A 25335-nucleotide genomic window follows, 5' to 3' on the forward strand; every position below is an offset into this window, starting at 1 on the left:
ATAAACTTAGCTGTGAAAAGCCTAACAATATGCAAAGGAGAGAAAATTATGATCGAATACTCCGCACAGGTCAATAACATGTGCCCGATCACAAAAGGGCCCAAGCACGGTCCCGCGCCCATTCCCGAAGAGGGCGAATGGGTAAAGGCCTATAAAATTGAGGACATCAGCGGCTATACCCACGGTGTGGGCTGGTGCGCTCCTCAGCAGGGCACCTGCAAGCTCAGCCTGAACATCAAGAACGGCATCATCGAAGAAGCCCTGGTCGAGACCATCGGCTGCTCCGGCATGACCCACTCCGCCGCCATGGCCGGTGAGATCCTGCCCGGCAAGACCATTCTGGAAGCGCTGAACACCGACCTGGTCTGCGATGCCATCAACGTGGCCATGCGTGAGCTGTTCCTGCAGATCGTCTACGGCCGCAGCCAGACCGCTTTCTCTGAGAACGGCCTGCCCGTCGGCGCTGGCCTGGATGACCTGGGCAAAGGTCTGCGCAGCATGACCGGCACCATTTTCTCCACCAAGGCCAAGGGCGTTCGTTACCTCGAACTGACCGAGGGTTATATCCTCAAGACCGCGCTGGACAAGGACAACCAGGTCATCGGTTACCAGTTTGTCCGCCTCGGCAAGATGATGGAAGACATCCGCCACGGCAAGGATCCCAAGGAAGCCTACGAGAAGAACATCGGCACTTACGGCCGCTTCTCTGCTGAGCAGGGCGCTGTCAAGTACATCGACCCGCGTGAAGAATAAGAGAGGGAGGAACATACACTATGGCAACTTTTGAATCCCAGGAACGCCGTATGCCCAAGATCGAGGCCTGCCTGAAAGCCAATGGCCTGGAGAGCCTCGATGCCTGCAACGAAATGCTGCTGGCCAAGGGCATCGACTGCGATAAGATCATCCGCGGCATCCAGCCCATCTGCTTCGACAACGCCGTATGGGCTTACACCCTCGGCACGGCCATCGCCGTCAAGCGCGGCCTGAAGAGCGCCGCCGAGTGCGCCGCCGCCATCGGCGAGGGCCTGGAAGCCTTCACCGTGCCCGGTTCTGTTGCCGAGCAGCGCAAGGTTGGCCTCGGCCACGGCAATCTGGGCGCCATGCTGCTGCATGAGGACACCCATTGCTTCGCCTTCCTGGCCGGCCACGAGTCCTTCGCCGCCGCCGAAGGCGCCATCGGCATTGCCCGTACCGCCAACAAGGTCCGCAAGGAGCCCCTGCGTGTTATCCTGAACGGCCTGGGCAAGGATGCTGCTATGATCATCAGCCGTATCAACGGCTTTACCTACGTCCAGACCGACTATGACTTCAAGACCGGCGAGCTGAAGATTGTCAACACCACCGCTTACTCCGATGGTGAGCGCGCTGCCGTCAAGTGCTACGGCGCCAACGACGTTCTGGAAGGCGTTGCCATCATGAAGGCTGAGGGCGTTGAGGTTTCCATCACCGGTAACTCCACCAACCCCACCCGCTTCCAGCACCTGGTTGCCGGCACCTACAAGAAGTGGGCCATCGAGAATGGCAAGAAGTACTTCTCCGTCGCTTCCGGCGGCGGCACGGGCCGTACCCTGCATCCCGACAACGTGGCTGCCGGTCCTGCCTCTTACGGCCTGACCGACTCCATGGGCCGTATGCATGGTGATGCCCAGTTCGCTGGCTCCTCCTCCGTGCCTGCTCACGTGGAGATGATGGGCCTGATCGGCGCCGGCAACAACCCGATGGTCGGTATGACCGTCGCCTGCGCGGTTGCTGCTTCCCAGGCCAACGCCTGATCTCCTTTGCAAACTGCATAATTTCTGCCGTCGCCCGGTATCTGCCGGGCGGCGGCTTTTTGCTGTGGAATTGAAAGATTTGTAAACTCTTGCCCGCTACTTGCCCAACAGGGTTGCAGGGTGTATAATAGGACTGTATATGTGAAAATACGGGAGGGACTGCGCCATGCCACGCAAAGAAGGTCAGAAACGCAAATTGCTTGTCCTTTTGGAGATCCTGGCCCGGGAAACGGACGAAAAACATCCGTTGAGTGTGCCGCAGCTGGTGGAAAAGCTGCAGGAACATGGGATCGAAGCCGAGCGCAAGAGCGTCTACGGCGATCTGAATACACTGAACAGCCTGCCGGGGGCTCCCTACGAGATTGTGCAGCTGCGCGGCCGGGGCGGCGGTTACTATATGACCGACGTGCTGTTTGAACTGGCCGAGCTCAAATTGCTGGTGGATGCTGTGTATGCCAGCAAGTTTATTACGGCCCGGAAATCCAAGACGCTGATCGACAAACTGGGGCAGTTCACCTCGCGCTACCGTCAGGCGGAACTGGACCGCAAGGTCCTGGTCAGCGGCCGGATCAAGAGTACCGATGAAAAGATCCTGTATACCGTGGATGCGCTGCATACCGCCATCACGGCAGGGGAGCAGGTGCAGTTCAAATACTGCGACTGGAATCTGCAGAAAAAGATGACGCCCCGCCACGACGGCCAGCTGTACCAGGTCAGCCCCTGGGTGCTGGTGTGGGAAAACGGCAACTATTATCTGATTGCCTACACCGAGGGGCGCCTGAAACATTACCGGGTGGACAAGATGCAGAACGTGCATCAGGTGGCCGGCAGCAAGCGGGAAGGTGCCGCCGAATACGCTGCCTTTGATGTCAACACCTATATGCAGCAGATGTTTGGCATGTTCAACGGCCCGCTGAAAAAAGTGACGCTGCTGTGTGAAAACCGCTTTGCCGGTGCGATGATCGACCGTTTCGGCACCGGGCCTATTCTTCTTCCCTGCGAGGATGGCGAGCATTTCACCATGACTGCCGAGATCCAAGTCAGCCCGCAGTTCTTCGGCTGGGTGGCGGGCTTCGGCACGGGCGTGGTTGTGGCCGGACCTCCGGAGGTCCGCGCCGAGATGAAAAAGACGCTGGATCGTTTGCAGGAGCTCTATCGTTGATTGCAAAACCGTGCAAATTGTGGTATGCTGATACGATACACTTTCCGCGCTATGGCGGAAAGACCGGTCGCTGCGGCGGCACAGAACCAATCTCGTAAGGAGGGCACCCTCGGTGCTGGAAAAAAACCAACGTTATAAAAGTATCCTCAGCGGTTTGCTGGATGTGGTGCTGCTGTTTGCCGGATTTTTGCTGGCCAACTATGTGCGTTTCAACTATGTCCGCTTTTTCGAGCCGGGCGGTGCCGGACCGGCACTGCATGTGGCCCAGGACCCGCGAAACCTTCTGGCGGGAGCAGCTACAGCGCTGCTGCTGGTCGTTGTCTACTGGGTGGCGGGCATCTACAGCAATTCCCGGCTGCGTGGCTTGTCGGTGCGCTGTACCCGGATCGCCGTCATCAATGCCGGGGGCATTCTGGGCTTTGTCTTTATTCTCTACCTGATGCACCTGGACGACTACTCCCGCGTGGTGCTGGCACTGTTCTACTGCTTCTCCACGGCGCTGGTGGTAGCCAAACGGATGATCCGCCGCTGGTACGACCGTGCCCGCCGGCGCAAGGGGCTGGGGCTGCGGCATATTCTGCTGGTAGGCGGCGGCAAGTCGGCCGCTTTGTATCTGCGGGCGTTGGAACATAATCCGTACTACGGTTTCGCGGTGGATGGATACCTTGCCCCTATGGAAGAACCGGGCTTTGGGGTGCCCTACTTCGGCAGCTATGAAAAGCTGGATACCTGCCTGGAAAATCCCCTGATCGATGAGGTGGTGGTGGCGCTGGAGGCGGACGAAATCCAGATGCTGCCCCGCACCTTCGCGGCCTGTGACAAACATGGCACCCGGATCACCATGGTGCCGTTCTACAGTGACTATTTGCCCGCCCGTCCCACCATCGATGTGCTGGACGAGTGCAAGCTCATCAATGTGCGGCAGACCCCCTTTGACAACATCCTCAATGCGGCCGTCAAGCGCGGCCTGGACATTGTGGGGAGCCTTCTTCTGATCGTGCTGACCAGTCCTGTGATGCTGGTCACGGCCATCGGCGTCAAGCTGTCCAGCCCCGGACCGGTGATCTTCCGGCAGGAACGCATCGGGCTCAACAAAAAGCCCTTCATGATGTACAAGTTCCGTTCCATGCGGGTCAACGCCAGGCAGGAGACCGGCTGGTCCACCGACTACGACCCCCGCAAGACGAGGTTCGGCAGCCTGATCCGGAAATTCAGCCTGGATGAGCTGCCGCAGTTCTTCAACGTGCTGAAAGGGGATATGTCCCTGGTGGGGCCCCGCCCGGAAGTGCCTTTCCATGTGGAGCACTTCAAGGAGGAGATTCCCCGGTATCTGGTGCGCCAGCAGGTGCGCCCCGGCTGTACCGGCTGGGCGCAGATCCACGGCCTGCGCGGGGACACCGACATTGCCGAGCGTATCCGCTATGATATCTGGTATATCGAAAACTGGACCGTGGCACTGGATATCAAGATTATCTTTCGCACGGTGTTCGGCGGCAAGATGATCAACGACGAAAAAATACAGTGAGCCCACTGGAAACCGGGTGAGAGTTTATGAGCAAGACAGAACCGAAAGTTGCCATCGTACACGACTGGCTGGTGACCTACGCCGGCGCCGACCGGGTGGTGGACTGCATGCATCATGTATTCCCCAACGCTGTGATCTATACGCTGGTCTACGATGAGAAGAAGATGCCGGCGTGGTTCAAGGACTACGACATCCGCACCACCTGGGTGCAGAAGATCCCTTTCGCCACCAAAATCTACAAGAGCCTGCTGCCGCTGATGCCCGGTGCTTTTGAAGCGCTGGACCTGTCGGAGTATGACCTGGTGCTGTCCTCGTCATCTTCCTGCTCCAAGGGGGTCATCACGCGGCCGGACGCCGTACATATCTGCTATTGCCATACGCCGATCCGGTATGTGTGGGACTTTTACTATACCTATCGCGACAACGCCAACTGGCTGGTGCGCAGGGTCATGCCCCATCAGATGCACAAGATGCGGATCTGGGACAAGTGTGCCGCTGACCGGGTGGATTATTTTATTGCCAATTCTCATTATATCGCCCAGCGTATCAAAAAATACTATCGTCGGGACAGCGATGTGATTTATCCCTGCTGCCATATCAACGAAGCCCCCTTTGTCAAAAAGGAGGACTTCTACCTGGTGGTCGGCCGTATGACCTGGTACAAGCGGATTGATCTGGCGGTAGCCGCCTGTACCAAACTGGGCAAACGGCTGGTAGTCATCGGCAGCGGTGGGGAAGAAGGCAAAATCAAGGCAATGGCTGGCCCCACCATTGAGTTCAAGGGAGGCGGACTCAGCGATGAAGAAGTCCGTCAGTATTATCTGCGGGCCAAGGCGTTTCTCTTCCCGGGGGAAGAGGACTTCGGCATCACGCCGGTAGAAGCTCAGTCGGCGGGCACGCCGGTGCTGGCCTATGGCCGCGGCGGCGCCTGCGAGACGGTACTGCCCGGCAAGACCGGTTACTGGTTTGCAGAACAGACCGCCGATAGCCTTATGCGTTGTATTGAACTGTTTGAACGCGACGGCGTGGCCTATTCCAAGGAAGAAATCCGGGAGCACAGCCGCTCTTTCAGCGAGGAACGGTTTGAAAATGAGCTGCGGGAATACTGCGCCCGTCGCATGACAGACTGGCAGCAGGAACTGCTGGACTGCTCCCATTGGCAGAAGGAGGAACTGGATTGAACCCCATTGTCATCAACGGCACGGTGCTGTGCGACAATATCACCGGTATTCCGCGTTATGTGTATGAGACGGTCATCCGGCTGGATACCCTGCTGGAGGGAACGGGTCTGGATGTGCGCATCGCCTACCGGGATGACGGACGGCCCATCCACCTGCCGGAACTGAAAAATATCAAGCTGGTACCGCTCAAGGCAGTCAAGTACTTTTACAACATGGTGGTGCTGCCGACCTATCTGCGGCGCAACCACGCCTTTTTTGTGGGGCTGGCCAGCGATATGCTCATGACCCGCCGCAGCGTGGTGGTGCTGCATGATATCCGCCCCTTGGTGATGGATACCGACCGGGGCTTTTTCCGGTTTAAGTTCTGGGTGCATTGTCTGTCCACCAAATGGTTTGCACAGAAGGTCTACACAGTCAGCGAGGATCAGCGCCGCCTGATCAGCGACAAACTGGGCATCCCCATGGACAGGATCGGCGTTACCTACAACGGCTGGGAACATATGCGCAGTGTGGTGCCCGATGAAGGCGTTTTTGACAAACTGCCGGGTGTGAAAAAAGGAGCGTATTTTTACGCGCTGGGCAGTCTTGCCAAGCACAAGAATTTCAAATGGATCCGGGAGGTTGCCCGCCGCAACCCCGACAAGACCTTTGTGGTGGCGGGCGGCAAGGATCTGCGCGCTTTCGGGGACGATGCCGAGGCAAAGGACACCGCCAATGTTTTTTATCCTGGTTATGTCAGCGATGAGGAAAACGCTGCGCTGATGAAGCACTGCAAATTGTTCCTGCATCCGGCGATCTTTGAAGGATTCGGAATTCCGCCGCTGGAAGCGTTGTCGCTGGGAGCTCCCATTGCGCTGGCCCGGGCCAGCTGCCTGCCGGAACTGTACGGCGATACGGCGCGGTACTTTGATCCCTATGATTATGAGGTGGATCTGGACGCGCTGGCGGCTCAGCCGGTGGCGCCGCCCGACAAGGTACTGGAAAAGTACAGCTGGGACAAAACGGCGGCCTTCTGGCTGGAACAGATCAAGAAGTACGCGGAGCAATAATCTGTTTTGGATGTGAGAAAGAGTATGGCAAAAAAACAACCATCCGGATGGCTGCAGGGGCTGATCCTGCTGTTGGCCGGGGCGGTAGTGGGATATCTTTTGCTGGTTCTGGTGTACTGTCTGCCGGTGGAACGGATGCAGCAGCATCTGGAAAGCTGCGTGGACGCTTTTGCCGATGGGCCCACCACACTGCTGAAGGATGATACCGGAATGTGGGTGGATTACCTGACGGACTCCATGATTCTGGCGGAAGCAGTGTACAAAGGGGAGGAATCTCCCTGGAATCAGGCCGCCGCTGTCTACAGTAATGCGATCAATGCGGAAGGGGAGGAAGCCTGGACGCTGCGCAAAGTGAAAGCGGCTCTGGAAGAAGAGCAGAACGGAGCCGCTTATGCACGGTATTGGCACGGCAACCTGGTATATCTCAAACCGCTGCTGTTTGTTTTCGATTACAAGGATATTCTCACGCTCAATATGCTGGCACAGCTGCTGCTGATGCTCTGGATCGCGCAGCTTCTGCTGAAAAGAAGTCGGGGATATCTGCTGCTTCCTATGGCACTGGCGTTTGGTATGCTGACACCGGTTGCCATGGCGTTATGCCTGCAGTATATGCCGTGCTTCTATGTTATGGCAATCGCCTGCGTGGTTGTGCTGCGGTATCCCGATTTTGTATGCCGCCATGCAGGGCTGTTTTTCCTGGCCATCGGTATGGCAACCTGTTACCTGGACTTCTTGACTTTCCCCCTTATCACGCTGGGGATTCCGCTGGTTTTGTATCTTCTGCTGGTGGGAAAGTCCTGGCGTGGTGGCGTGGTGGCGATCGTGCGCAGCAGCTTCTGCTGGGGCATCGGCTATGTGGCTTTCTGGGCCGAAAAGTGGATCATTGGTTCTCTGGTACTGGGAGAAAATCTCTTTGCGGATGCCTGGAACAGCCTGATGCTGCGTTCCTCCCACGAAACGGAGGGGCAGGAACTTACCTACGGTGCCACACTGCAGAATAATTTCAAGGGGTATGATCTCCGAATCTGGAAGGTTCTCTTTGGCTTGTTGCTGGCAGCACTGGTTTTCCTGATTGTGGTGAGGATCCTGCAAGGAAAAGGCTCCTTTGCCAAGGATGTGTCGATGCTTGTGCCTCTGTTACTGGTGGCTTGCATGCCGTTCGCATGGTATTTTGTGACGGTGAACCATTCTTACATCCACTACGGATACACCCATAAGGAGCTCATGATTACGGCGTGGGCACTCTCCTGCGCAGCGGCAGAACTGTATTGCCGCTGGCGAGGACAAGTCCCTGCCGTAAAGGAAAAAGGCGGAAACGGTTGACATGATTTTATTCGCGATTCTCCTGACAATCGGGATCTCCCTGATATTCGGACTGCTGCCGGCCACCATCCAACGGCGCCGGGCGGCGGGCCGGGATTTCGGCTGGGCGGCCGGGATCTGGTTGGTTGTATGGGTGTACGCTCTGTGTGCCTATCATCGTCCCGGTCTTACCGTAGGATTTGACCTGTTCCGGTTGGCAGCCATTACGGCGATGACCGGCTGGGCGGGAATCTGCGCCGCCGGACTGCGGATCTTCGGGCACCGCGGCGCGCGGTATGTGCTGCCTCTGCTCGTTGTGCTGGCGGCCGGCGCGGAGTTGTTTGTCGGCAATGTGACCTATTTCAATACCCATAGCTATGAGCCGTTCCAGCTCATGGACTATCTGGATCCCAATGTCAATGTGGGGCGGGGCAACGGTACCTATACCCTGGACGAGGACCGCACCTATCTGCGGTTCCTGGAAGTGGGTCAGCCCATCTACAATCTGCATCTGGATAACCTTACCAATGACGATACCGACCCGCTGCATGCAGACAGTACCTTTACCCTGACCATCGAGGGAACGGATGAAGCCAACGGGGCGCTGATCCGTTTCGGCAGCTGGGAGGTGGCACCGCAGGCCGGACGCACCCACACCATCAGCCTGGATCTGACCGGCCGTGTGGGAACCCTGACCCTGCAGGCCAGTGGATACAGCAGCGATCATGCCCAGTATCCGGTTGCCTTTACGGTGACCGGCATCACAGCCAACATGCCGCGGCCGCTGCAGTTGTCTCTGCTGCGTTTTGTCGTGCTGTGGATGATCTTCGGTGCGTTGTATCTGCTGCGACCCGGCAGCGGTTTGTGGCAGCGGCGGTGGCTGGCCGGCAATGTCTGTGACCGTGCGGCGGCAGTGGTGCTGGGGTTGATCCTGGCAGGATTTGTGGTGGTTGTGCCCTTCTGGCAGCCTGGCAATACCGGCCTGGCTACCGCCACCTACAATACGGCCTACTGGGACGGGGAGAGCACAGTCAGCTTTGTCTACCAGCAATACGGAGCGCTGGCCCACAGCTTGCTCAACGGACGCCTGGATCTGGAGGAAGATCCCCCTGCCGCACTGGTGGAGATGGAAAACCCCTATGATGCTGCGGCCCGGGATGCCCTGCAGATCCAGGGGGGACGCTGGGACCATGCTTTTTACAACGGCCGGTATTATGTCTATTTCGGCATCGTACCCTGTCTTTTGTTCCAGCTGCCTTTTGAAGCCATCACCGGAATTCAGAATCTGGCCTATGCCCCGTGTATGGTGATTCTGGGGCTTGTGTTTTTGCTCAGCTGTTTTGGTGTGCTGAGTCAAGTGGTACGGCGCTGGTTTCCCCAGGCTTCTACCGCGGCCTATCTTATCTGTGTAGCCGCACTGGTGCTGGGCAGCCAGCTGTACTCCCTTCTGGTACGACCCTATATCTACGAATATACCATCGTGTGCGGTGCGGCCCTGCTGATGCTGGGATTGTGGCTCTGGTTCGCAGCAGCGGCTACGCCGGTATCCCGCGGCGGGTTGCTGACGCTTCGGCTGACCCTGGGCAGCCTGTGCGTGGCGTTGGTGGCCGGCTGCCGCCCCCAGATGGAGGTATTTGCCCTGCTGGCGTTGCCTATTTTCTGGAATCGCTATATTGCCCGCAGACGGCTTCACAGTGGCGCCGGCGTGCGGGAGGCGGTGGCCTTTCTGCTGCCGGTGCTGGTCGTGGCAGCGGGGCTGATGTGGTACAATTACGCCCGCTTTGAGTCGCCCTTTGATTTTGGTGCGAACTATAATATTACCGGGAATGATATGACCAAGCGCGGTTTCAATGTGGTGCGCATCGGTCCGGCAATCTTCACAAGCCTGCTGGATCTGCCGCGGCTGAAGAGCGTGTTCCCCTATCTGCAGGAGACAGATGTGACCACTAATGCGGTCATCCGTACCATCAGCGAAAAGTTCTGCGGCGGCATGCTGGGGGCTACTCCCTTCACCTGGGCGCTGTTGCTTCCGGTGATCCCGTTGGCCCGGCGCGGCCTGCACCGGCGCCGGGGGGCGGCGGCTGTTGTTTACGGCTCGGTGGCGGCGATGCTGCTGATCACGGTGCTGGATTGTCAGATGGCAGGGGTGCTCTACCGGTATTTGATGGATTACAGCCCGGTATTGCTGCTGGGGGCAGCCCTTTGCTGGCTGCTGGCCGAAACAACGCTGGCCCGGCGGGCTGACGGCGGGGAGAACCTGGCTGTTTCCCTGCTGCCGGTACTGCGCATCGGTATGGCGGCGACGCTGGCATGGAGTGTATTCTATCGTTTCTGCACATTGTTTGCGATGGAACCCTGGCTGCAGGGAATGAATCCGTCGCTGTATTATACGGTGAACCGGCTGGTTCAGTTCTGGATGTAAAGGCAAGAAAGAGAGGTCCGCGTTTTATGGACAAAATTGCTGTTTTGATTCCCTGTTACAACGAGGCCAAAACGGTGGAAAAGGTCGTCACGGATTTCCGGCGGGTGCTGCCGGAGGCAACGGTCTACGTTTATGATAACAACTCGACCGACGGGACGGCAGAGCTGGCCGCAGCAGCCGGTGCGGTGGTGCGGCATGAATATCAGCAGGGCAAGGGCAACGTGATGCGCCGGATGTTCCGGGAAATCGATGCCGAAGCCTATGTGCTGGTGGACGGTGATGACACTTATCCTGCGGAGGCCGCCCCTGAGATGGTGCGTGCTGTCACCGAGCGGCAGGCGGATATGGTGGTGGGTGATCGTCTGTCCAGCACCTACTACACCCAGAACAAGCGTCCGTTCCACAATTTCGGCAATGATCTGGTACGTTTTTGTACCAACAACCTGTTCGGCGGTAAAATCAAGGACATCATGACAGGTTACCGCGCCTTCAGCTTCCAGTTCGTCAAGACCTATCCGGTACTGTCCCGCGGCTTTGAGATCGAGACCGAGATGACTATTCATGCCCTGCAGCGCAACATGCAGGTGGACAACGTGGTCATCGAATACCGCGACCGTCCCGAAGGATCTGAAAGCAAGCTCAACACCTATTCCGACGGGTTCAAAGTTCTGGGGACCATCCTGCGCCTGTTCAAAAACTATCGCCCCTTTGCGTTTTTCGGCGTGCTGGCGGCGGTGCTGGCGGTGTTCGGCGTAGGGTTTATGATCCCGGTCCTCAATGAATATTTCCACACCGGCCTGGTCCCGCGGTTCCCCACGCTCATCGTGTGCTGCTTTGTGCTGGTGGCGGCGCTGCTGTTGTTTGTGTCGGGCGTCATTCTCTCGAGTCAGCTGGCGAAAGATGCCCGCGATTTTGAATTCCAGCTTCAGACCGTGCAGCATTGGCAGAGCACGGCCCGGGAATGAATACCACCGCCCGCACCCGGGCATTCCTGAAAATTCATCCGCTGTTCGGGGCGGTATTTCTTGTAGAGCTGCTGTTTCTGGCCGCGATGCTGGCCGGATCCCTGCGGCCGCTGGCGGAGATCTCCATCCCGCTGGAAGAAATGACGCAGCAGGAGGACGGCAGCGCAGTCTCTCAGCCCATGACGCTGTCCGCCGGCGGATACCGGGTCACGGTTCAGTATCAGGCATTTTATCCGGAAGAGCCGGAACGTACCGACGCACAACCGGTGGCGACCCTGCGTTTCGCTTCCTCCCGAAATCCGGCGGCGCTGCAAAGCGACACCATTACTCTCACGGATACCTTTTCCACCGTAACGGCACGGCTCTGGATCGGCACGGCTTCCACGGTGAACGATCTGACGCTGACCCTAGCCGAGACTCCGGCCGAAGGACAGACAGTGGAACTGCAAAGCGTTACCCTGACGGAACAGCCGGTTTGGCGGGTGACCTCCCTGCTCGGTTGGCTGCTTCTCTTTGCGGTTGTGGATCTGTTGCTGAGCGTGTTGTTTTTGGGGCAGGCGCCCCGTGCGCCGCGCTGCGGTTGGGGCGTGGTTTTGTTGCTGGCCGGCGGTATTGTGGTGGCCAGTCTGCCGTACTGTGCGGATTTTCTGTATACCGGACATGATCTTCGGTTCCATTGTTACCGCATCTGGGCGGCAGCGCAGGCCATTGCCGACGGTCAGTTCCCGGTGCGGATTTTTACCGATGGGTTTAACGGATACGGCGCGGCGACGCCCCTGTATTACTGCGATCTGTTTCTGTATGTTCCGGCACTTTTGTATAATGCCTTCCTGCCGCTGCAGACCTGTTACCAGATCTATGTGCTGCTTGTCAATGCTGCCACGATGCTGGCCGCTTATTACAGCTTTGCGCGCATTGGTGGGAATCGTCTGTACGGTGCGGTGGCCGCCTTTGTCTACACACTGTGCGCCTACCGCCTGACCAATATGCTGCTGCGGGGAGCGGTAGGGGAGTATACCGCCATGATCTTCCTGCCTCTGGTGGCGTTGGGAGCCTGGGCCATCGCACGGCAGGACCGTCCGCAGGCCCGGGACTGGCTGCCGCTGGCTTTGGGCATGGCGGGGCTGGTACAGAGCCATCTGCTTACCACCGAACTGGCGGGCCTGTTTTTGGCGCTGTTCTGGATCTGCAATCTGCAGGTCATGTTCCGTCCGGCCCGGTTGCTGGCGGCCTGCAAGGCGGTGGTGGCTGCGGCAGGCCTGACTGCCTGGTATCTGCTGCCCTGCATGGATACGCTGCGCAACCAGAAAGTTATGATCAGCGACGTGCACCCGGCACCGCTGCAGTCCACGGGAACCTATCTGATCCAGCTGTTGGGCTTCTTCGGCTTTGCAGGCGGCGGCTCAGGGGAAGGAACCACCGGCGACATGCCTCTGACCCTGGGCCTGGCGGGCGGTCTGGTGCTTGTGTTGGCACTGTGGTGCTGCCTGCAGCGTGCCCGCTGGCAATATACGCAGGAAACCAACCGGCAATGGTTGGGGCTGCGCGGCAGTCTTGCCCTGTGCCTGCTGGCCATGTGGCTGTCTACCACGCTGTTTCCCTGGGATTGGCTGACCAACAAACTGCCGCAGAAGGTGATTGACATTCTGCTCAAGCCCCAGTTCAGCTGGCGGTATCTGGCCATTGCGGCGGTACTCATCGGAGTGGTCGCGGTGCTGGCGCTGGATCTGGCAGAATCTGTGGCACCGCGCCTGGCCCGGGGAACTGCCATCGCTCTGGTGGCGGCAACCCTGATGTATGTGGGTGTGTTTTACAGCGATTATGCATATCGGCAGGGGACGATGACGCTTATCAGTACCGAAACCGTCACCGACTTTCCCTATGAAACGATGGGCTACGATTATCTGCCGGCAGGGGCGGACTTTTCCACCTTTGCCCGGGTGGAAGCCACCACCCGGGATGCGGACGTATCGGCAGCCTGGCAGGGAAAGGGTATGGTTCAGTGCCGGAATGACTCCGGACAGACGGCCGACGTGGATCTGCCGCTGCTGGCCTACCGGTATTATACGGCGACGGATGCGGCTACCGGCACGGTCCTGCCGCTGACCGAAAATGAGCAGCATTGCCTGCGGGTCACTTTACCGGCAGGGTACAGCGGCACCGTGCAGGTGCGCTATACACCGCCGGTGGCCTGGCATATTGCCGAGGCTGTCACCCTGGTGACGGCACTGGGCCTGCTTGGCTGGGCGGTGCAGTCTCTGCGCCGCAGGCGGCAGCCCTTGCGCAAGAAAACAGTTGAGGAGGAAAAAGTTTATGTATGATTATCTGATTGTTGGCGCTGGACTTTTCGGCGCTGTGTTCGCCCATGAAGCTACTGCGGCAGGCAAGCGCTGCCTGGTCATCGACAAGCGGGACCATATTGCCGGCAACATTTATACCGAGGATAGGGAAGGCATTGCTGTGCACCGCTACGGTGCCCATATTTTCCACACCAACAACAAGGAGGTGTGGGACTATGTGAATCGGTTTGCCACCTTCAACCGGTACACCAACTCCCCGGTGGCAAACTACAAGGGTGAGTTGTACAACATGCCCTTCAATATGAACACCTTCAACAAAATGTGGGGGGTGATCACCCCGGCGGAAGCGCAGGCCAAGATCGAGGAACAGCGAGCTGCGCACTACACCGAGCATCCCCGGAATCTTGAGGAGCAGGCCATCAACCTGGTGGGCATGGATATCTACGAAAAGCTCATCAAAGGGTATACCGAGAAACAGTGGGGACGTCCCTGCACGGCTCTGCCGGCGTTCATCATCAAGCGGCTGCCGGTGCGCTTCACCTTCGACAACAACTATTTCAACGCCCTCTATCAAGGCATCCCCAACGAGGGATATACAGCGCTGGTCGTCAATCTGCTGGACGGCATTGAGGTCCGCCTGAACACCGATTATCTCGCCGACCGGTCCGCCCTGGATGCGCTGGCCAAAAAAGTAGTCTACACCGGTCCCATCGACGCCTACTTCGATTACAAGCTGGGGGCCTTGCAGTACCGCAGCGTCCGGTTTGAGACCGAAACGCTGGATATGCCCAACTACCAGGGCAATGCGGTGGTAAACTATACCGATTCCGAGACCCCTTATACCCGCATCATCGAGCACAAGCATTTTGTGTTCGGCTCCACCGAACCGGGCACCAAGACCGTCATCAGCCGGGAATATTCTGCTGAGTGGAAGCCTGGCGACGAGCCCTACTACCCGGTCAACGATGAAGAAAACGGGGCCCTGTATGCCCGTTACAAGGAGCTGGCCGACGCCCAGCCCAATGTACTGTTCGGCGGGCGCCTGGGCGAGTACAAGTACTACGATATGGACCGCGTCATCGAAGTGGCGCTGGACCGTGTGCGGGCTGAACTGGCCTGATGCAAAAAAATACCGCAGAGCCGCCGGAGGGCGGACCTGCGGTATTTTTGCTGATGGCCGGCGGGTGGCCGCCTTGCTTTTTAAGCGGTGATAAGCTATAATAATCTAGTATATCGCTGTGCGGAATGATGGCACAGGCGATTGTGGGAAAGATAGACAAAGGGAGAAACTTTCTATGACCAAAATTGCCGCTTCGATCCTGTCGGCTGACTTTGCCAACCTGCAGCATGACTGTACGCGCCTGCTGCAGGAGGGCGCAGATCTGTTGCATATCGACGTGATGGACGGCCACTTTGTGCCCAACATCAGTTACGGTGCGCCGGTTCTGCAGTGTCTGCACAAGGCGCTGCCCGATGCCTACTATGACGTCCACCTGATGATCAGCGATCCCGCCCGCTATGCGGCGGATTTCGCCAAAGCGGGGGCCGGGCTCATCACCTTCCATCTGGAAGCGGTGCCTGATACGGCGGAAGAAGTCATTGCCGCCATCCGGGCCACCGGCTGCCAGGTGGGCATCAGCATCCGGCCAGGTACGCCGGTGGAAGCTGCTTTCCCCTATCTGGGGGTTGTGGACCTGATTCTGGTAATGAGTGTGGAGCCTGGATTCGGCGGACAGAAATTTCTGCCCGGTACCCCCCAGCGGCTGGCTGCCCTGGATGCCGAGCGCAAACGCAGGGGCTGCGCCACGATCCTGGAGGTGGACGGCGGTATCAATGCCGAGACCGGACCGCTGTGCGTCCAGGCAGGAGCGGACTGGCTGGTCGCCGGCAGTTCGCTGTTCCATGCCGCGGATCCGGCAGCCGTGGTACGCCTGCTCCACGGACAAGCCTGAACGAACCAAAGGAGATACCAAATCCCATGGCCAATCGTATGAAAATCGAACGCAGCGAGAATTACGACTACTATCGTGATCTGCTGTGGTGTGCTGTTCCGCTCACCGGAATGGCCTGGTACTATTACGGCCCGCGCCCGGTTTTGCTGATGCTGACGGGGCTGTTGGTCGCCTATCTGTGTGACTGTGCCCTGGCACCGCTGCACGGGGAAGGGTACCACTCCCACGAGCCGTCCAGCGAATGCTTCGCGGCGCTCATTGTGCTGATGATGCCGGCCACTGTGCCTTACGCGGTGGTCGTGGCGGCGGTTATTGCCGCCGTACTGGTCAAGGAGGCTTTCGGCGGCGAAGGGCATTATCCCTTCCACCCGGCGGCGGTAGGCATGGCGGTGGCCGGAATCTCCTGGCCGGACTCTGTCTACCGCTATCCGACGCCGGGCACCTGGCTGCCGGTGTTCGGGGCTTCTGACGGAACCCTGGTGGAGGGAATGAATGCCACGCTGCGCAACGGCGGTCTGCCCAGTGCCAGTACCATGAATCTGCTGACCGGCAATGTTTCGGGCGGATTGGGCATCACGGCAGCTCTCGTCGTGATGGCCTGCGGCCTGTTCCTGCTGGTGCGGGGGCATATCCGTCTGTCGGTGCTGATTCCCTTCCTGATCTTCTGCATCGGTTTGCCCTGGCTGCTGCCGCAGCTCAGTGAGCTGCCGGTGTTCAGCTGGCCGTGGGAGTATGTGCGCCAGCGCATTTATCTGGAAAAGTATGTCATTCTCTCGGGCACGGTGCTGTTTGGCGGCCTGTTCCTGATCTGCGAACCGGTGACGATGCCTAACCGTACGAGCAGCCGTATTGTGTACGGCACGGCGCTGGGCATTGCCACCCACGCCTTCCGGGTGTTCAGCCCCTACGAGAGCGCGGCCTGTTTTGCGCTGCTCATTGTAGGCGCCATCCCCGAGTGGCTGGATCTGATCAGCCACCGCACCGAACGCATCCGCTTCATGAGGAAGGAGGAACGGCGCCTTGCCCAATTCACAAAACCGGAATAACCGCCGCAAGCGGGAGGAACATTCCGAAACGCTGATCATTCCCCATATCACCAAAGAGATGCTGGAAAAGGCGCGCGCCATGGCCGCGCAGGGGGCCTCCCGTGCGGAGATCGAGCAGGCCATCGCCCAGATGCAGGGGGTCGCCACGGCGAATCCGGAGCCGGAGTCCCAGCCGAAACCGGAACCGGATGCGCGCCGCATCATCCCCACCAGCCGCAAGCGCCACACCGACGAGGAGCGCAAGGCGATGCTGGAACAGATGCGCCAGGAGCGAGCCCAGCGCGAGGAAGAACGCCGGGAGGAAGCCTCCCGACGCACCCAGCGTCCGGCCTGGCATTTCCCGGCCCCCCGGGCTGCACGGGAGGAACCGCCCGCCGCCACACCGGCAGAACCGGCGGAAACACGGCCGGATGCCACGATCCGCATACCGGCGGTAAAGCCGGCACCGCAACCCCAGCCTCAGGAACAACCTGCCCGTGTGGCGGGACCGGCACAGCCGGCTCCCGAACCGAAGGCGGCAGCGCAGCCGGTCAAGTCCACAGAACCTGCTGCGCCGGTTGCACCGGCTGCACCGAAGGAACAACCACAGCCTGCGCCCAAACGGCATGCGGGCCTTTTGCGCAGCCGTGCTGAGGCGGAGGCGGAACTGAACGAAAAGATCCGCAGCGATCATATCTGGCTGTCCAACCCGGTGATGGTCTGCGGGCTCGGCCTGGCCCCCGTGGTGGGGGCTGCCCTGGATGGAGAGCGGGCCCTGATTCTCTGTGTGGCCAGCCTGCTGCTCATCACCTTCACGCGGGTGCTGGCGGTGGCGGTGTGCCATCTCAGCGGCAACCGGTTCCGCCCCATCATCTACAGCTATGCTGCCGCGTTGCTGTACATTCCTGTGTACATTCTGCTCTATGAATTCTTCGGCAACAGTCTGACGGCGCTGGGCATCTACCTTCCCATTCTCGTGGTGGAGCCGGCCATCGTCAAGCGCATGGAGTTTGCCGAGCTGGAGCCGCTGCGGGATGCGCTGCGGCATGGCTTCAACAACGGCATCGGCATGTGTGTGGCCCTGCTGATCGTAGGCTGCCTGCGGGAGTTCCTGGCCAGCGGCACGGTATTCGGCCATGAGGTGATTCATATGGCCCTGCTGCCGTTGGCTGCACAGCCTGCCGGCGGTTTCGTGCTGGTGGGCGTTATCGCGGCGGTATGGTGTGCTGTGGCCAACGCCTACACCGATTATAAACGGGAGGAGGTGCATCGCCTGTATGCCGGCCGTAAACATTGAGTTCCTGCCGCTGCTGCGCGGTGTGCTGGACTTTATCAGCTATATGGGCCTTGCCATCTTTGCGGAAAACGTCATCCTGGCCCGCGCCCTCGGCGTCACCCGTCTGCTGAAACTCGTTCCCGACCATAAAGCCCAGGTCTGGGATTTCAGCCTGCCGTTCATTCTGGTGATGACAATCTCGGCCCCTATGGGCTGGGCGGTGCATAACATGCTCTTCCCCTGGCTGCGCAACTACCTGCCTGCCTGGCTGCCGGTCTCGGCGCTGCGCCCGCTGATCTATCTGAGCTGCGCTTCTGTGGCCATGATCCTCACCTGGCTGCTGCTCTTTGTGCTGCCGCGCCGTCAGCGGCAGGCCTGCCATGCCCAGCTGACGCTGGGCGGCTGCAGCACGGCTGTGCTGGGCACTTTGCTCATTTGCGCCAACCAGAACTATACCATGATGCAGAGCATCGCCTTTGGCCTGGGCAGCGCGCTGGGCTATGTCTTCATTATCTTTATCGTGCGCGAAGGCCGTCGCCGTCTGCGCAGTAAGGATGTACCCTCTATCTTCCAGGGACTGCCCAGTTCCTTGATTTATATCGGCGTTCTGTCGCTGGCCATCTATGGTCTGGTCGGCCATGCCGTTGTGCTCTGATGTTATAGGAGGCTTTTACTATGGCACTTCCGTGCTTTGTCGCTGCGGATATCCTTCTTCCCGCCGCAGAAACCCCGTTGAATCCCTGGGCCTGCATTGCGGTGGATCAGTTTACCTCGCAGCCGGAATACTGGCAGCGAGCCGAGGAACTGGCCAAGGACCACCCCAGCACACTGCACATTGTCCTGCCCGAGGCCTATCTGGGAACCCCGCAGGAGGAACAGCGTCTGCATGACATCCGCGCCACGATGGAGCGGTACCGCATTCAGGTGCTGACCCGTCATGTTCACGGATATGTTTATGTGGAACGCACCCAGATGGACGGCAGCGTCCGGCAGGGACTGATCGGTGCGGTGGACCTGGAGGCGTACGATTACACGCCGGGCAGCAATACGGCCATCCGCCCCAGCGAAAGCACTGTGGTCGAGCGCATCCCGCCGCGCCTGAAGGTACGGCGGGGGGCGCTGCTGGAAACCCCCCATGTGATGATGCTGGCCGATGATGCCGGCAAAACGCTGATTGAGCCCATCGGTGCCTGCAAAGAGGAATTGCCGCTGCTCTACGATGGGGAGCTGATGCTGGGCGGCGGCCATCTGCGCGGCTGGGCCGTGGAAGATCCTGCCAAGATTGCGCAGATTGACGCGGCCCTGGCGGCCCTGGCCGATCCCGAAGCCTTTGCCCGGCGCTGGCCGGCCGCGGCGGGGCAGACCCCCATGGTCCTGGCCGTGGGCGACGGCAACCACAGTCTTGCCACCGCCAAGGCCTACTGGGAGGAACTGAAACCCACCCTGACCGACGAGCAGAAGCAGAATCATCCGGCCCGGTGGTGTCTGGCGGAAGTCTGCAATGTGCACAGTCCGGCCATCGAGATCGAACCCATCCATCGGGTGGTGTTCGGTGTAACAGCCAAAGAACTGTATCAGGACCTGGACCGGTGGGACAACGCCCAGGACAATCGGACCGAGCCTTCCGCCCAGCGTTTCCGCCTGGCAGACCGTCAGGGGGAGATCGCGGTGGCCTTGCAGAATCCGCCGGCGCCGCTGACAGTGGGGAGCATTGAGGCTTTCCTGAGCGAATGGCTCCCGAAACATCCGGACGCCCGGGTGGATTACATCCATGGCGCCTCCACGGCGATGGCGCTGGCAGCACGGCCTGACCATCCGGCGGCTGCCATCCTGCTGCCCGACTTCGACAAGGCGGACCTCTTCCGCGGCGTTGTGCTGGGCGGTGTGTTGCCCCGCAAGACCTTCAGCATGGGGCATGCCGAGGAAAAACGTTATTACAATGAATGCCGAGTGATCGGTTAAAGAAAATCAGGTGAAGTATGGAAAAAACCGCAGAAAATCCGTCCGGCGCACCGCGCCGTCGCCGCCGTCGTCGCGGTTCCGGCGGGGGAGCTTCCCAGAATCCCCAGGCCAATCCGACGCGGGAGAACGGTAAGGCTTCCCAGCCTGCCGCCAAGGAAAAGACGAGTCGTCAGCAGCCTGGCCGCAAGGAGAACAAGGAGACAGCGTCCGCTGTTCCGGCTTCCCGCAGCCGCCATCGCGGTGCCCAGGGAGAAACGGCCCCGCAGGCTGCACCTGCCGGACGCCGCAGCCGCGGTGGAAACGGCAGCCAGCAGGCGCCGGCCAAGGAGCAGAATCATGCCCAGAAGCCTTCCTCCCGTGCTGCACGCAGCCAGCGCAAAGCCGTGGATGAGGACCCGGGGCTGGAGCTGATTGCCCGCCGCCCGCCGAAACAGAAATTTGCCAACTTCGAGGAGTATCTGGCTGCCCACGGCGGTATGACCGTACCGCTGCCGGAGGAAGAAACGTCCCCGGCCGCTGAGGGAGCCGCCGAATGACCCCCGCGCTGGCGCAGGCACTGCGCTGTCCGGTCTGCGGCGGTCCGCTTCTGCTGGTGGGGCGCAGTCTGCGCTGCCCCAAGGCCCACAGCTTTGACCTGGCCAAAGAGGGATATGCCAACCTGCTGGCCATCCAGAAGAAACATGCCGCTGACCCTGGCGACGGCAAGGAAATGGTCCGTGCTCGCCGCGCCTTCCTCTCGGCAGGATATTATGCGCCTTTGATGAAAGTGCTGGCGGAACTTTGCGCCGGGCTGCCCCACGCCCACATGGTGGATGCGGGCTGCGGGGAAGGCAGCTATGACCGTTACCTGCAGGATGCCCTGCCCGAGGCGCAGATCGTGGGATTCGATCTCTCCAAGGAGGCGGTTCGGCTGGCGGCCAAACGGGTGCCCGAAGCTGCTTTCTGCGTGGGAGGCAGCTTCAGCGCTCCCGTGCGGGACGGTTGGGCCGATCTGCTGCTCAACATCTTTTCGCCCTTTGCGGGAACGGAGTTTCATCGCATGCTGCGCCCCGGAGGATTCCTGGTCTATGCGGTGCCCACGGCCCGGCATCTCTACGGGCTCAAGCAGGTACTCTATGCCACGCCCTACGAAAACGAGGTCAAGCAGACCGCCTATGACGGCTTTGCCTTTGTGGAGGAGCGGGAGGCCGCGGCCTCCATTACCCTGGAAGGGGAGAGCGTGCAGTAGCTCTTTGCCATGACGCCCTACTACTGGAATACACCGGCCGATGGCGCTGCCCGGCTGGCAGCATGTCACCGTCTGACCACCGAGATCGGGTTCCGCTATCTTGTTTACCGCAAAATCTGAAGAACAGACAAACAGCCCTCTGCCACTTGGCAGAGGGCTGTTTTTGATGGTTACAGATCGTCAGCGTCCTGGGTGGGGGTCTCGTATTCGTTGTCACTGGGTACGCCGGTCCAGCTGCCCAGCGGATCCTGACGGCTGGCTGTGTCCTCTCCGGAAAGAGTCTCCGGGGCCAGCGGCAGGACCTGCTGTACGGTATCGGGCACGTAGTGGGCGGGATGTCGGGCAGCCTCGGTGCCCACGGTGCGGCGGGCGGCGGCCTCTTCGGGGTCTTCCCGGTAAGCGGCGTCGGTCACTTCACCCAGGTCAGTCCAGAAGGTATCTCGCTCATCCTCAGCGCCCCGGGGGCCAAACGGTTCATGAAACATAACTACAACCTCCTTTGGTATACAGGCGGGCTCCTTGGCCCACACTATACCTAGATTCTGACACAGTGAGGTGTTGTTTATGCGTTCACGGCCCGGTGTTTTTTGGTACAGCCTGGGGCTGACGCTTTTGCTGCTGCTGCCTTTGATCGGTCTGACTGCCTTTTTTGTTCATCAACGGCAGGAACAGAATGTGCTGCGGCAGGCGGCAGCGGAACGGGGCGGCCTGCCGGTGGAGCAGGGGGCACAGGATACCTGGCGGATGCTGCTGGTGGTCCAGCAGGAGGACCCCGCCTTTGTGTTGGCCCGGGTGGACGGTCCGGCGCAGACGGTGACGCTCTGTGCCTTGCCCGGAGATCTGCAGGTGGCGGCGCCGGCGGGAACGACGACACTGTCGGCCTGTGCACTGTCGGCAGGGGCGGGACGGGCCGCCCAGCTGTTGAGCCAGACGGCGGCCACGGGAGAGACTGCCGTGCAGCAGCTGTACTACCTGGCGGCTACGCCTGCCTGCTGGCAGGACTGCGTGGGAGAGAGCACGACGGCCCGCCTGGATACCGCGGCGCTCCTTTCCCGAAGCCAGCGGGAGGAGATCGGCTACGGGGAGGACTCGGTGGCTGAGATCACCGCCGCCGATGCCCCCGCACTGATCGAACAGATGCAGAGCTGCCTGGATACCACCGGCAAGCAGGCGGACGTGCGGGCCGCGGTGTGGGAGGCCTTTGTCCGGCAGAATCCTGATCTTCTGGCTTCACTGCCGGAAGCCTGGCGGCAGTACAGCGCCCGCACACTGACCGACCTGATGGCCACCGAGCTGGGAGGGGTGGAAAAGACGCTGACCTATCTGACCGCCCAGTCGGGATTGACCGTCCAATATACCACGGCCGCCACACAGCGGGCGGGGCAGGAGAGCGCCCTGACCGAAGAAGGCATACAGACCGTACGGGAACTGTTGCAATAAATAATAAGAGCCGCCTGTTTTGTCAGGCGGCTCTTTTGCGGCTTTATTCCTGGCGGAACCGGGAAAGGAATTCCACGGTGCGCGGATTCTGGGGATGCTCAAAGATGTCGGCGGGGGTGCCTTCCTCGGCGATGACACCGTCGGCCATGTAGACCACATGGCTGGAAACATCCCGGGCAAAGGCCATCTCGTGGGTGACGACGATCATCGTCAGGCCGTCCTTGGCCAGCTGCCGCATAACGGCCAGCACTTCGCCCACCATCTGGGGATCCAGGGCGGAGGTGGGTTCGTCGAAGAGCAGGACTTCCGGCTGCATGGAAAGGGCGCGGGCGATGGCCACGCGCTGTTTCTGGCCGCCGGAAAGCTGGCGGGGCTTGGCGTGGATATAGGGCGCCATACCCACCTTTTCCAGGTTGGCCAGCGCGGTGCGGCGGGCGGTCTCCTTGTCCTGATGCAGCACATACCGCAGGCCGGCCGTGCAGTTGTCCAGCACCGACATGTTGTTGAAGAGGTTGAAGCTCTGGAACACCATGCCCACCTTGGCGCGGTAGGCGCAGGGGTCAAACCCTTTGGCGGTGATCTCCTGCCCATGGAAGAGCACGTTGCCGTTGGTGGGCGTTTCCAGCAGGTTGATGCAGCGCAGCAGGGTGGATTTGCCGCTGCCCGAAGCACCGATGACACAGGTCACGTCGCCGGCGTTGACGGTAAAATCCACATCCCGCAGCACCACATGGGTGCCGAAACTCTTGGAGAGGTGGCGCACTTGGATGATCGGCTCAGACATGGGAAACCTCTCCTTTCATATCCAGATTCTGGGGTTCATGGACAGGGTTGGGGGCATTGTACATGCCGCTGGTGTAGGCCAGGGTATCGGTGGTGTTCAGGTCGTAGTTCTGCGGGCCGTCCAGCGCTTTCTCCCACAGGCGCAGCAGATAGCTGGCCAGCAGCGTCATCGTCAGATAAATGATCATGACGATGGTGGCGCTCTCAAAGTAGGTGTACAGGGCTCCCACCACGCTCTTGTGGACAAAGAACAGGTCGGTAATGGAGATAACCGACAACACCGAGGTATCTTTGATGTTGATGATGAAGTTGTTGCCGATCTGGGGGATGATGTTGCGCAGCGCCTGGGGCAGAATGACATGGAGCATGGTCTGCCAGTGGGTCATGCCGATGGACATGGCGCCCTCGGTCTGGCCGGGATCGATGGAAACGATGCCGCCGCGGACCGTCTCCGCCATGTAGGCGCCGGTGTTGATGGAGACAATGAGGAAGCCGGCTGTCCACATCCCCATCTTGATGCCGAATACCTGCAGCAGGCCGTAGTAGATAAAGACGGCCTGCACGATCATGGGGGTGCCGCGGAACAGTTCCACATAGCAGCGCAGTACGCCGTGCAGAATGCGGATCAGGGCCCGTTTCCAGGCGGGATCACGCTGCTTGTCCACCGGAATGGTCTGCAGTGCGCCGATGGCAAAGCCGATCAGGCAACCGAAAAAGGTGCCCACCAGGGCCAGCAGCAGGGTAGTGCCTGCGCCGCGCAGGTAGGAAAAACCGTATTTTTGCAGTACGGTGGCGCAGTTTACGAAAAAGTCTTGCATGGGGATAACTCCTTTTTGATTTCCTCGCCAGGGGGCCTGAAACCACCATAGCCCCAGACAGTCCGAGAGGACTGCCTGGGGCAACGGGTATACGATTTTACTCGCTCAGGGGCTGCACGCTGATGGCTTCGTCCATCATGGTGTTGTAATCGTCGGTGGTCATGGTGGCCAGCACGCCGTTGATGGCATCCTTCAGGGCGGTGTTGCCCTTCTTCATGGAGATGCCGATGTTGATATCCTCGTCGCTGACCTGGAAGTCCTCATCGCCGCCGCCGAAGTCCAGCGCCACAAAGTCAGGGTAGGCGACCAGAGCGGCCTGGGCGGTGGGACGGTCGGTGACGACCACATCACAGGCACCGCTGTTCAGGGCCACCAGCATGGCCGGAGCGGTCTCCTGGGCGGGCAGGATGTTGGCGTCGGGAATCTGGGGCAGGCAGTTGTCGTACCAGATGGTACCCAGCTGGCTGGTGCAGGTGGCACCGCTCAGATCGGCCACGCTCTTGGCGTTGGCGTAGGGGCCGTCCTTCTTCACCAGGGTGATGATGGAAGCGTAGTAGTACGGGTCAGAGAAATCCACCTGCTGGGCACGCTCGCTGGTGATGGACTGGCCGGCAATGACACAGTCCACATCACCGCTCATGACAGCGGGGATCAGGCTGTCCCAGTCCAGCTTGACGACCTGGACATTCTGGCCCAGCGCCTCGGCGATCTTCTTCGCCATCATGACGTCATAGCCGTAGGCATAGTCGCTGGAATCGCGGATCTGCACAGCGCCGTTGGAATCGTCGCTCTGGGTCCAGTTGTAGGGGGCGTAGGCGCATTCCATGGCCACCGTCAGAGTGGTGGGATCGCCGTCGCCGTCCGGAGCAGCCGTGGTATCCGCTTCGGTGCCGGTTTCGGCGGTGGAAGCGGCGCTGTCGCTGGCAGCAGTGCTGTCGGTGGTCGCGGTGGAACCGCAGCCGACCAGGCCGGCCGTCAGAAGGGCAGCCAGGCACAGGCTCAATGTTTTCTTCAGTTTCATCAGGGTCTCCTCCTTAGATTTACCATTTCCCTCAATACCGCTAAAAACCCCGGTATTCTCGTGGAATACCGGGGTTTAAGCTACAAATCCCGGCAGCAATACGGCGCAGCGCGCAGCCGCGCCGTTGCGGCCATATCGGTATTGTACGCTAT

The 25335-nt window shown here is 60.0% G+C and carries 23 protein-coding genes; 19 read left to right on the forward strand and 4 right to left on the reverse strand.

The features are described 5' to 3' along the window. The first annotated feature begins 51 nt into the window (after nucleotides 1-51). The 18 genes from NQ490_RS11895 to NQ490_RS11980 all read left to right on the forward strand — a co-directional run bounded on the left by NQ490_RS11895 (nucleotide 52) and on the right by NQ490_RS11980 (nucleotide 21121). The gene (locus NQ490_RS11895; protein ID WP_040917932.1) at nucleotides 52-753 is read left to right on the forward strand and encodes an iron-sulfur cluster assembly scaffold protein; all 702 of its coding nucleotides are present in this window, start codon (nucleotides 52-54) and stop codon (nucleotides 751-753) included. 20 nt (nucleotides 754-773) lie between these two features. After that, nucleotides 774-1772: a GGGtGRT protein gene (locus NQ490_RS11900; protein ID WP_040917469.1), complete on the forward strand. Its 999-nt coding sequence runs from the start codon at nucleotides 774-776 to the stop codon at nucleotides 1770-1772. A 166-nt stretch (nucleotides 1773-1938) separates the two neighbouring features. Next, complete coding sequence (locus NQ490_RS11905) at nucleotides 1939-2934, forward strand: helix-turn-helix transcriptional regulator (protein ID WP_007046021.1); 996 nt, start codon at nucleotides 1939-1941, stop codon at nucleotides 2932-2934. A gap of 112 nt (nucleotides 2935-3046) precedes the next feature. Then, nucleotides 3047-4459 carry an undecaprenyl-phosphate glucose phosphotransferase gene (locus NQ490_RS11910; RefSeq protein ID WP_007046022.1) on the forward strand — a complete coding sequence of 471 codons (1413 nt, stop codon included), beginning with the start codon at nucleotides 3047-3049 and terminating at the stop codon, nucleotides 4457-4459. Nucleotides 4460-4485: 26 nt separating this feature from the next. Then, a complete protein-coding gene (locus tag NQ490_RS11915) occupies nucleotides 4486-5640 on the forward strand; it encodes a glycosyltransferase (RefSeq protein WP_007046023.1) in 1155 nt (384 codons plus the stop codon). After that, nucleotides 5637-6689 (forward strand): glycosyltransferase family 4 protein, encoded by a 1053-nt coding sequence (locus NQ490_RS11920; RefSeq protein WP_007046024.1) that lies wholly within the window; start codon nucleotides 5637-5639, stop codon nucleotides 6687-6689. The genes NQ490_RS11915 and NQ490_RS11920 overlap by 4 nt, the downstream gene beginning before the upstream one ends. Nucleotides 6690-6713: 24 nt before the next feature. Next, nucleotides 6714-8012, forward strand: a complete 1299-nt coding sequence (locus tag NQ490_RS11925) for a hypothetical protein (protein ID WP_007046025.1) — start codon at nucleotides 6714-6716, stop codon at nucleotides 8010-8012. Nucleotide 8013: 1 nt separating this feature from the next. Continuing rightward, nucleotides 8014-10413 (forward strand): hypothetical protein, encoded by a 2400-nt coding sequence (locus NQ490_RS11930; protein ID WP_007046026.1) that lies wholly within the window; start codon nucleotides 8014-8016, stop codon nucleotides 10411-10413. Nucleotides 10414-10439: 26 nt separating this feature from the next. Beyond that, complete coding sequence (locus NQ490_RS11935; RefSeq protein WP_007046027.1) at nucleotides 10440-11378, forward strand: glycosyltransferase; 939 nt, start codon at nucleotides 10440-10442, stop codon at nucleotides 11376-11378. Continuing rightward, nucleotides 11375-13699 carry a hypothetical protein gene (locus NQ490_RS11940; RefSeq protein WP_007046028.1) on the forward strand — a complete coding sequence of 775 codons (2325 nt, stop codon included), beginning with the start codon at nucleotides 11375-11377 and terminating at the stop codon, nucleotides 13697-13699. Before NQ490_RS11935 ends, NQ490_RS11940 begins: the two co-directional genes overlap by 4 nt. Next, a complete protein-coding gene (gene glf, locus NQ490_RS11945; protein WP_007046029.1) occupies nucleotides 13692-14798 on the forward strand; it encodes a UDP-galactopyranose mutase in 1107 nt (368 codons plus the stop codon). The genes NQ490_RS11940 and glf overlap by 8 nt, the downstream gene beginning before the upstream one ends. Before the next feature lie 175 nt (nucleotides 14799-14973). Next, entirely contained in the window at nucleotides 14974-15630 is a 657-nt protein-coding gene (rpe, locus tag NQ490_RS11950; protein ID WP_007046030.1) for a ribulose-phosphate 3-epimerase, read from the forward strand. A 26-nt stretch (nucleotides 15631-15656) separates the two neighbouring features. Next, on the forward strand, nucleotides 15657-16676 hold the full coding sequence (locus tag NQ490_RS11955) for an RnfABCDGE type electron transport complex subunit D (RefSeq protein ID WP_007046031.1): 1020 nt from the start codon (nucleotides 15657-15659) through the stop codon (nucleotides 16674-16676). Continuing rightward, on the forward strand, nucleotides 16651-17952 hold the full coding sequence (locus NQ490_RS11960) for an Rnf-Nqr domain containing protein (protein ID WP_050764663.1): 1302 nt from the start codon (nucleotides 16651-16653) through the stop codon (nucleotides 17950-17952). Before NQ490_RS11955 ends, NQ490_RS11960 begins: the two co-directional genes overlap by 26 nt. Continuing rightward, nucleotides 17933-18586: an Rnf-Nqr domain containing protein gene (locus NQ490_RS11965; RefSeq protein WP_007046033.1), complete on the forward strand. Its 654-nt coding sequence runs from the start codon at nucleotides 17933-17935 to the stop codon at nucleotides 18584-18586. The genes NQ490_RS11960 and NQ490_RS11965 overlap by 20 nt, the downstream gene beginning before the upstream one ends. Nucleotides 18587-18606: 20 nt before the next feature. Continuing rightward, a complete protein-coding gene (locus NQ490_RS11970; RefSeq protein WP_007046034.1) occupies nucleotides 18607-19893 on the forward strand; it encodes a DUF1015 domain-containing protein in 1287 nt (428 codons plus the stop codon). Between the two features lie 17 nt (nucleotides 19894-19910). Beyond that, nucleotides 19911-20429: a hypothetical protein gene (locus NQ490_RS11975; protein ID WP_007046035.1), complete on the forward strand. Its 519-nt coding sequence runs from the start codon at nucleotides 19911-19913 to the stop codon at nucleotides 20427-20429. Further along, entirely contained in the window at nucleotides 20426-21121 is a 696-nt protein-coding gene (locus tag NQ490_RS11980) for a putative RNA methyltransferase (RefSeq protein ID WP_007046036.1), read from the forward strand. The genes NQ490_RS11975 and NQ490_RS11980 overlap by 4 nt, the downstream gene beginning before the upstream one ends. Nucleotides 21122-21291: 170 nt before the next feature. On the opposite strand, the gene NQ490_RS11985 is transcribed toward NQ490_RS11980, so the two are convergent. Beyond that, nucleotides 21292-21606: a hypothetical protein gene (locus NQ490_RS11985; RefSeq protein ID WP_007046037.1), complete on the reverse strand. Its 315-nt coding sequence runs from the start codon at nucleotides 21604-21606 to the stop codon at nucleotides 21292-21294. A gap of 79 nt (nucleotides 21607-21685) precedes the next feature. Between NQ490_RS11985 and NQ490_RS11990 the strand changes: the two genes are divergently transcribed. Next, complete coding sequence (locus NQ490_RS11990; protein ID WP_007046038.1) at nucleotides 21686-22561, forward strand: hypothetical protein; 876 nt, start codon at nucleotides 21686-21688, stop codon at nucleotides 22559-22561. A 43-nt stretch (nucleotides 22562-22604) separates the two neighbouring features. Here the strand turns inward: NQ490_RS11990 and NQ490_RS11995 are convergent, their stop codons facing one another. The 3 genes from NQ490_RS11995 to NQ490_RS12005 all read right to left on the reverse strand — a co-directional run bounded on the left by NQ490_RS11995 (nucleotide 22605) and on the right by NQ490_RS12005 (nucleotide 25183). After that, nucleotides 22605-23345, reverse strand: a complete 741-nt coding sequence (locus tag NQ490_RS11995) for an amino acid ABC transporter ATP-binding protein (RefSeq protein ID WP_007046039.1) — start codon at nucleotides 23343-23345, stop codon at nucleotides 22605-22607. Then, nucleotides 23338-24162 carry an amino acid ABC transporter permease gene (locus tag NQ490_RS12000; RefSeq protein ID WP_007046040.1) on the reverse strand — a complete coding sequence of 275 codons (825 nt, stop codon included), beginning with the start codon at nucleotides 24160-24162 and terminating at the stop codon, nucleotides 23338-23340. The genes NQ490_RS11995 and NQ490_RS12000 overlap by 8 nt, the downstream gene beginning before the upstream one ends. A 97-nt stretch (nucleotides 24163-24259) precedes the next feature. Beyond that, a complete protein-coding gene (locus NQ490_RS12005; protein ID WP_007046041.1) occupies nucleotides 24260-25183 on the reverse strand; it encodes a transporter substrate-binding domain-containing protein in 924 nt (307 codons plus the stop codon). Nucleotides 25184-25335 lie beyond the last annotated feature (152 nt).

Source organism: Subdoligranulum variabile, from assembly GCF_025152575.1.
In the GTDB taxonomy this organism is placed as follows: Bacteria; Bacillota; Clostridia; order Oscillospirales; family Ruminococcaceae; genus Gemmiger; species Gemmiger variabilis.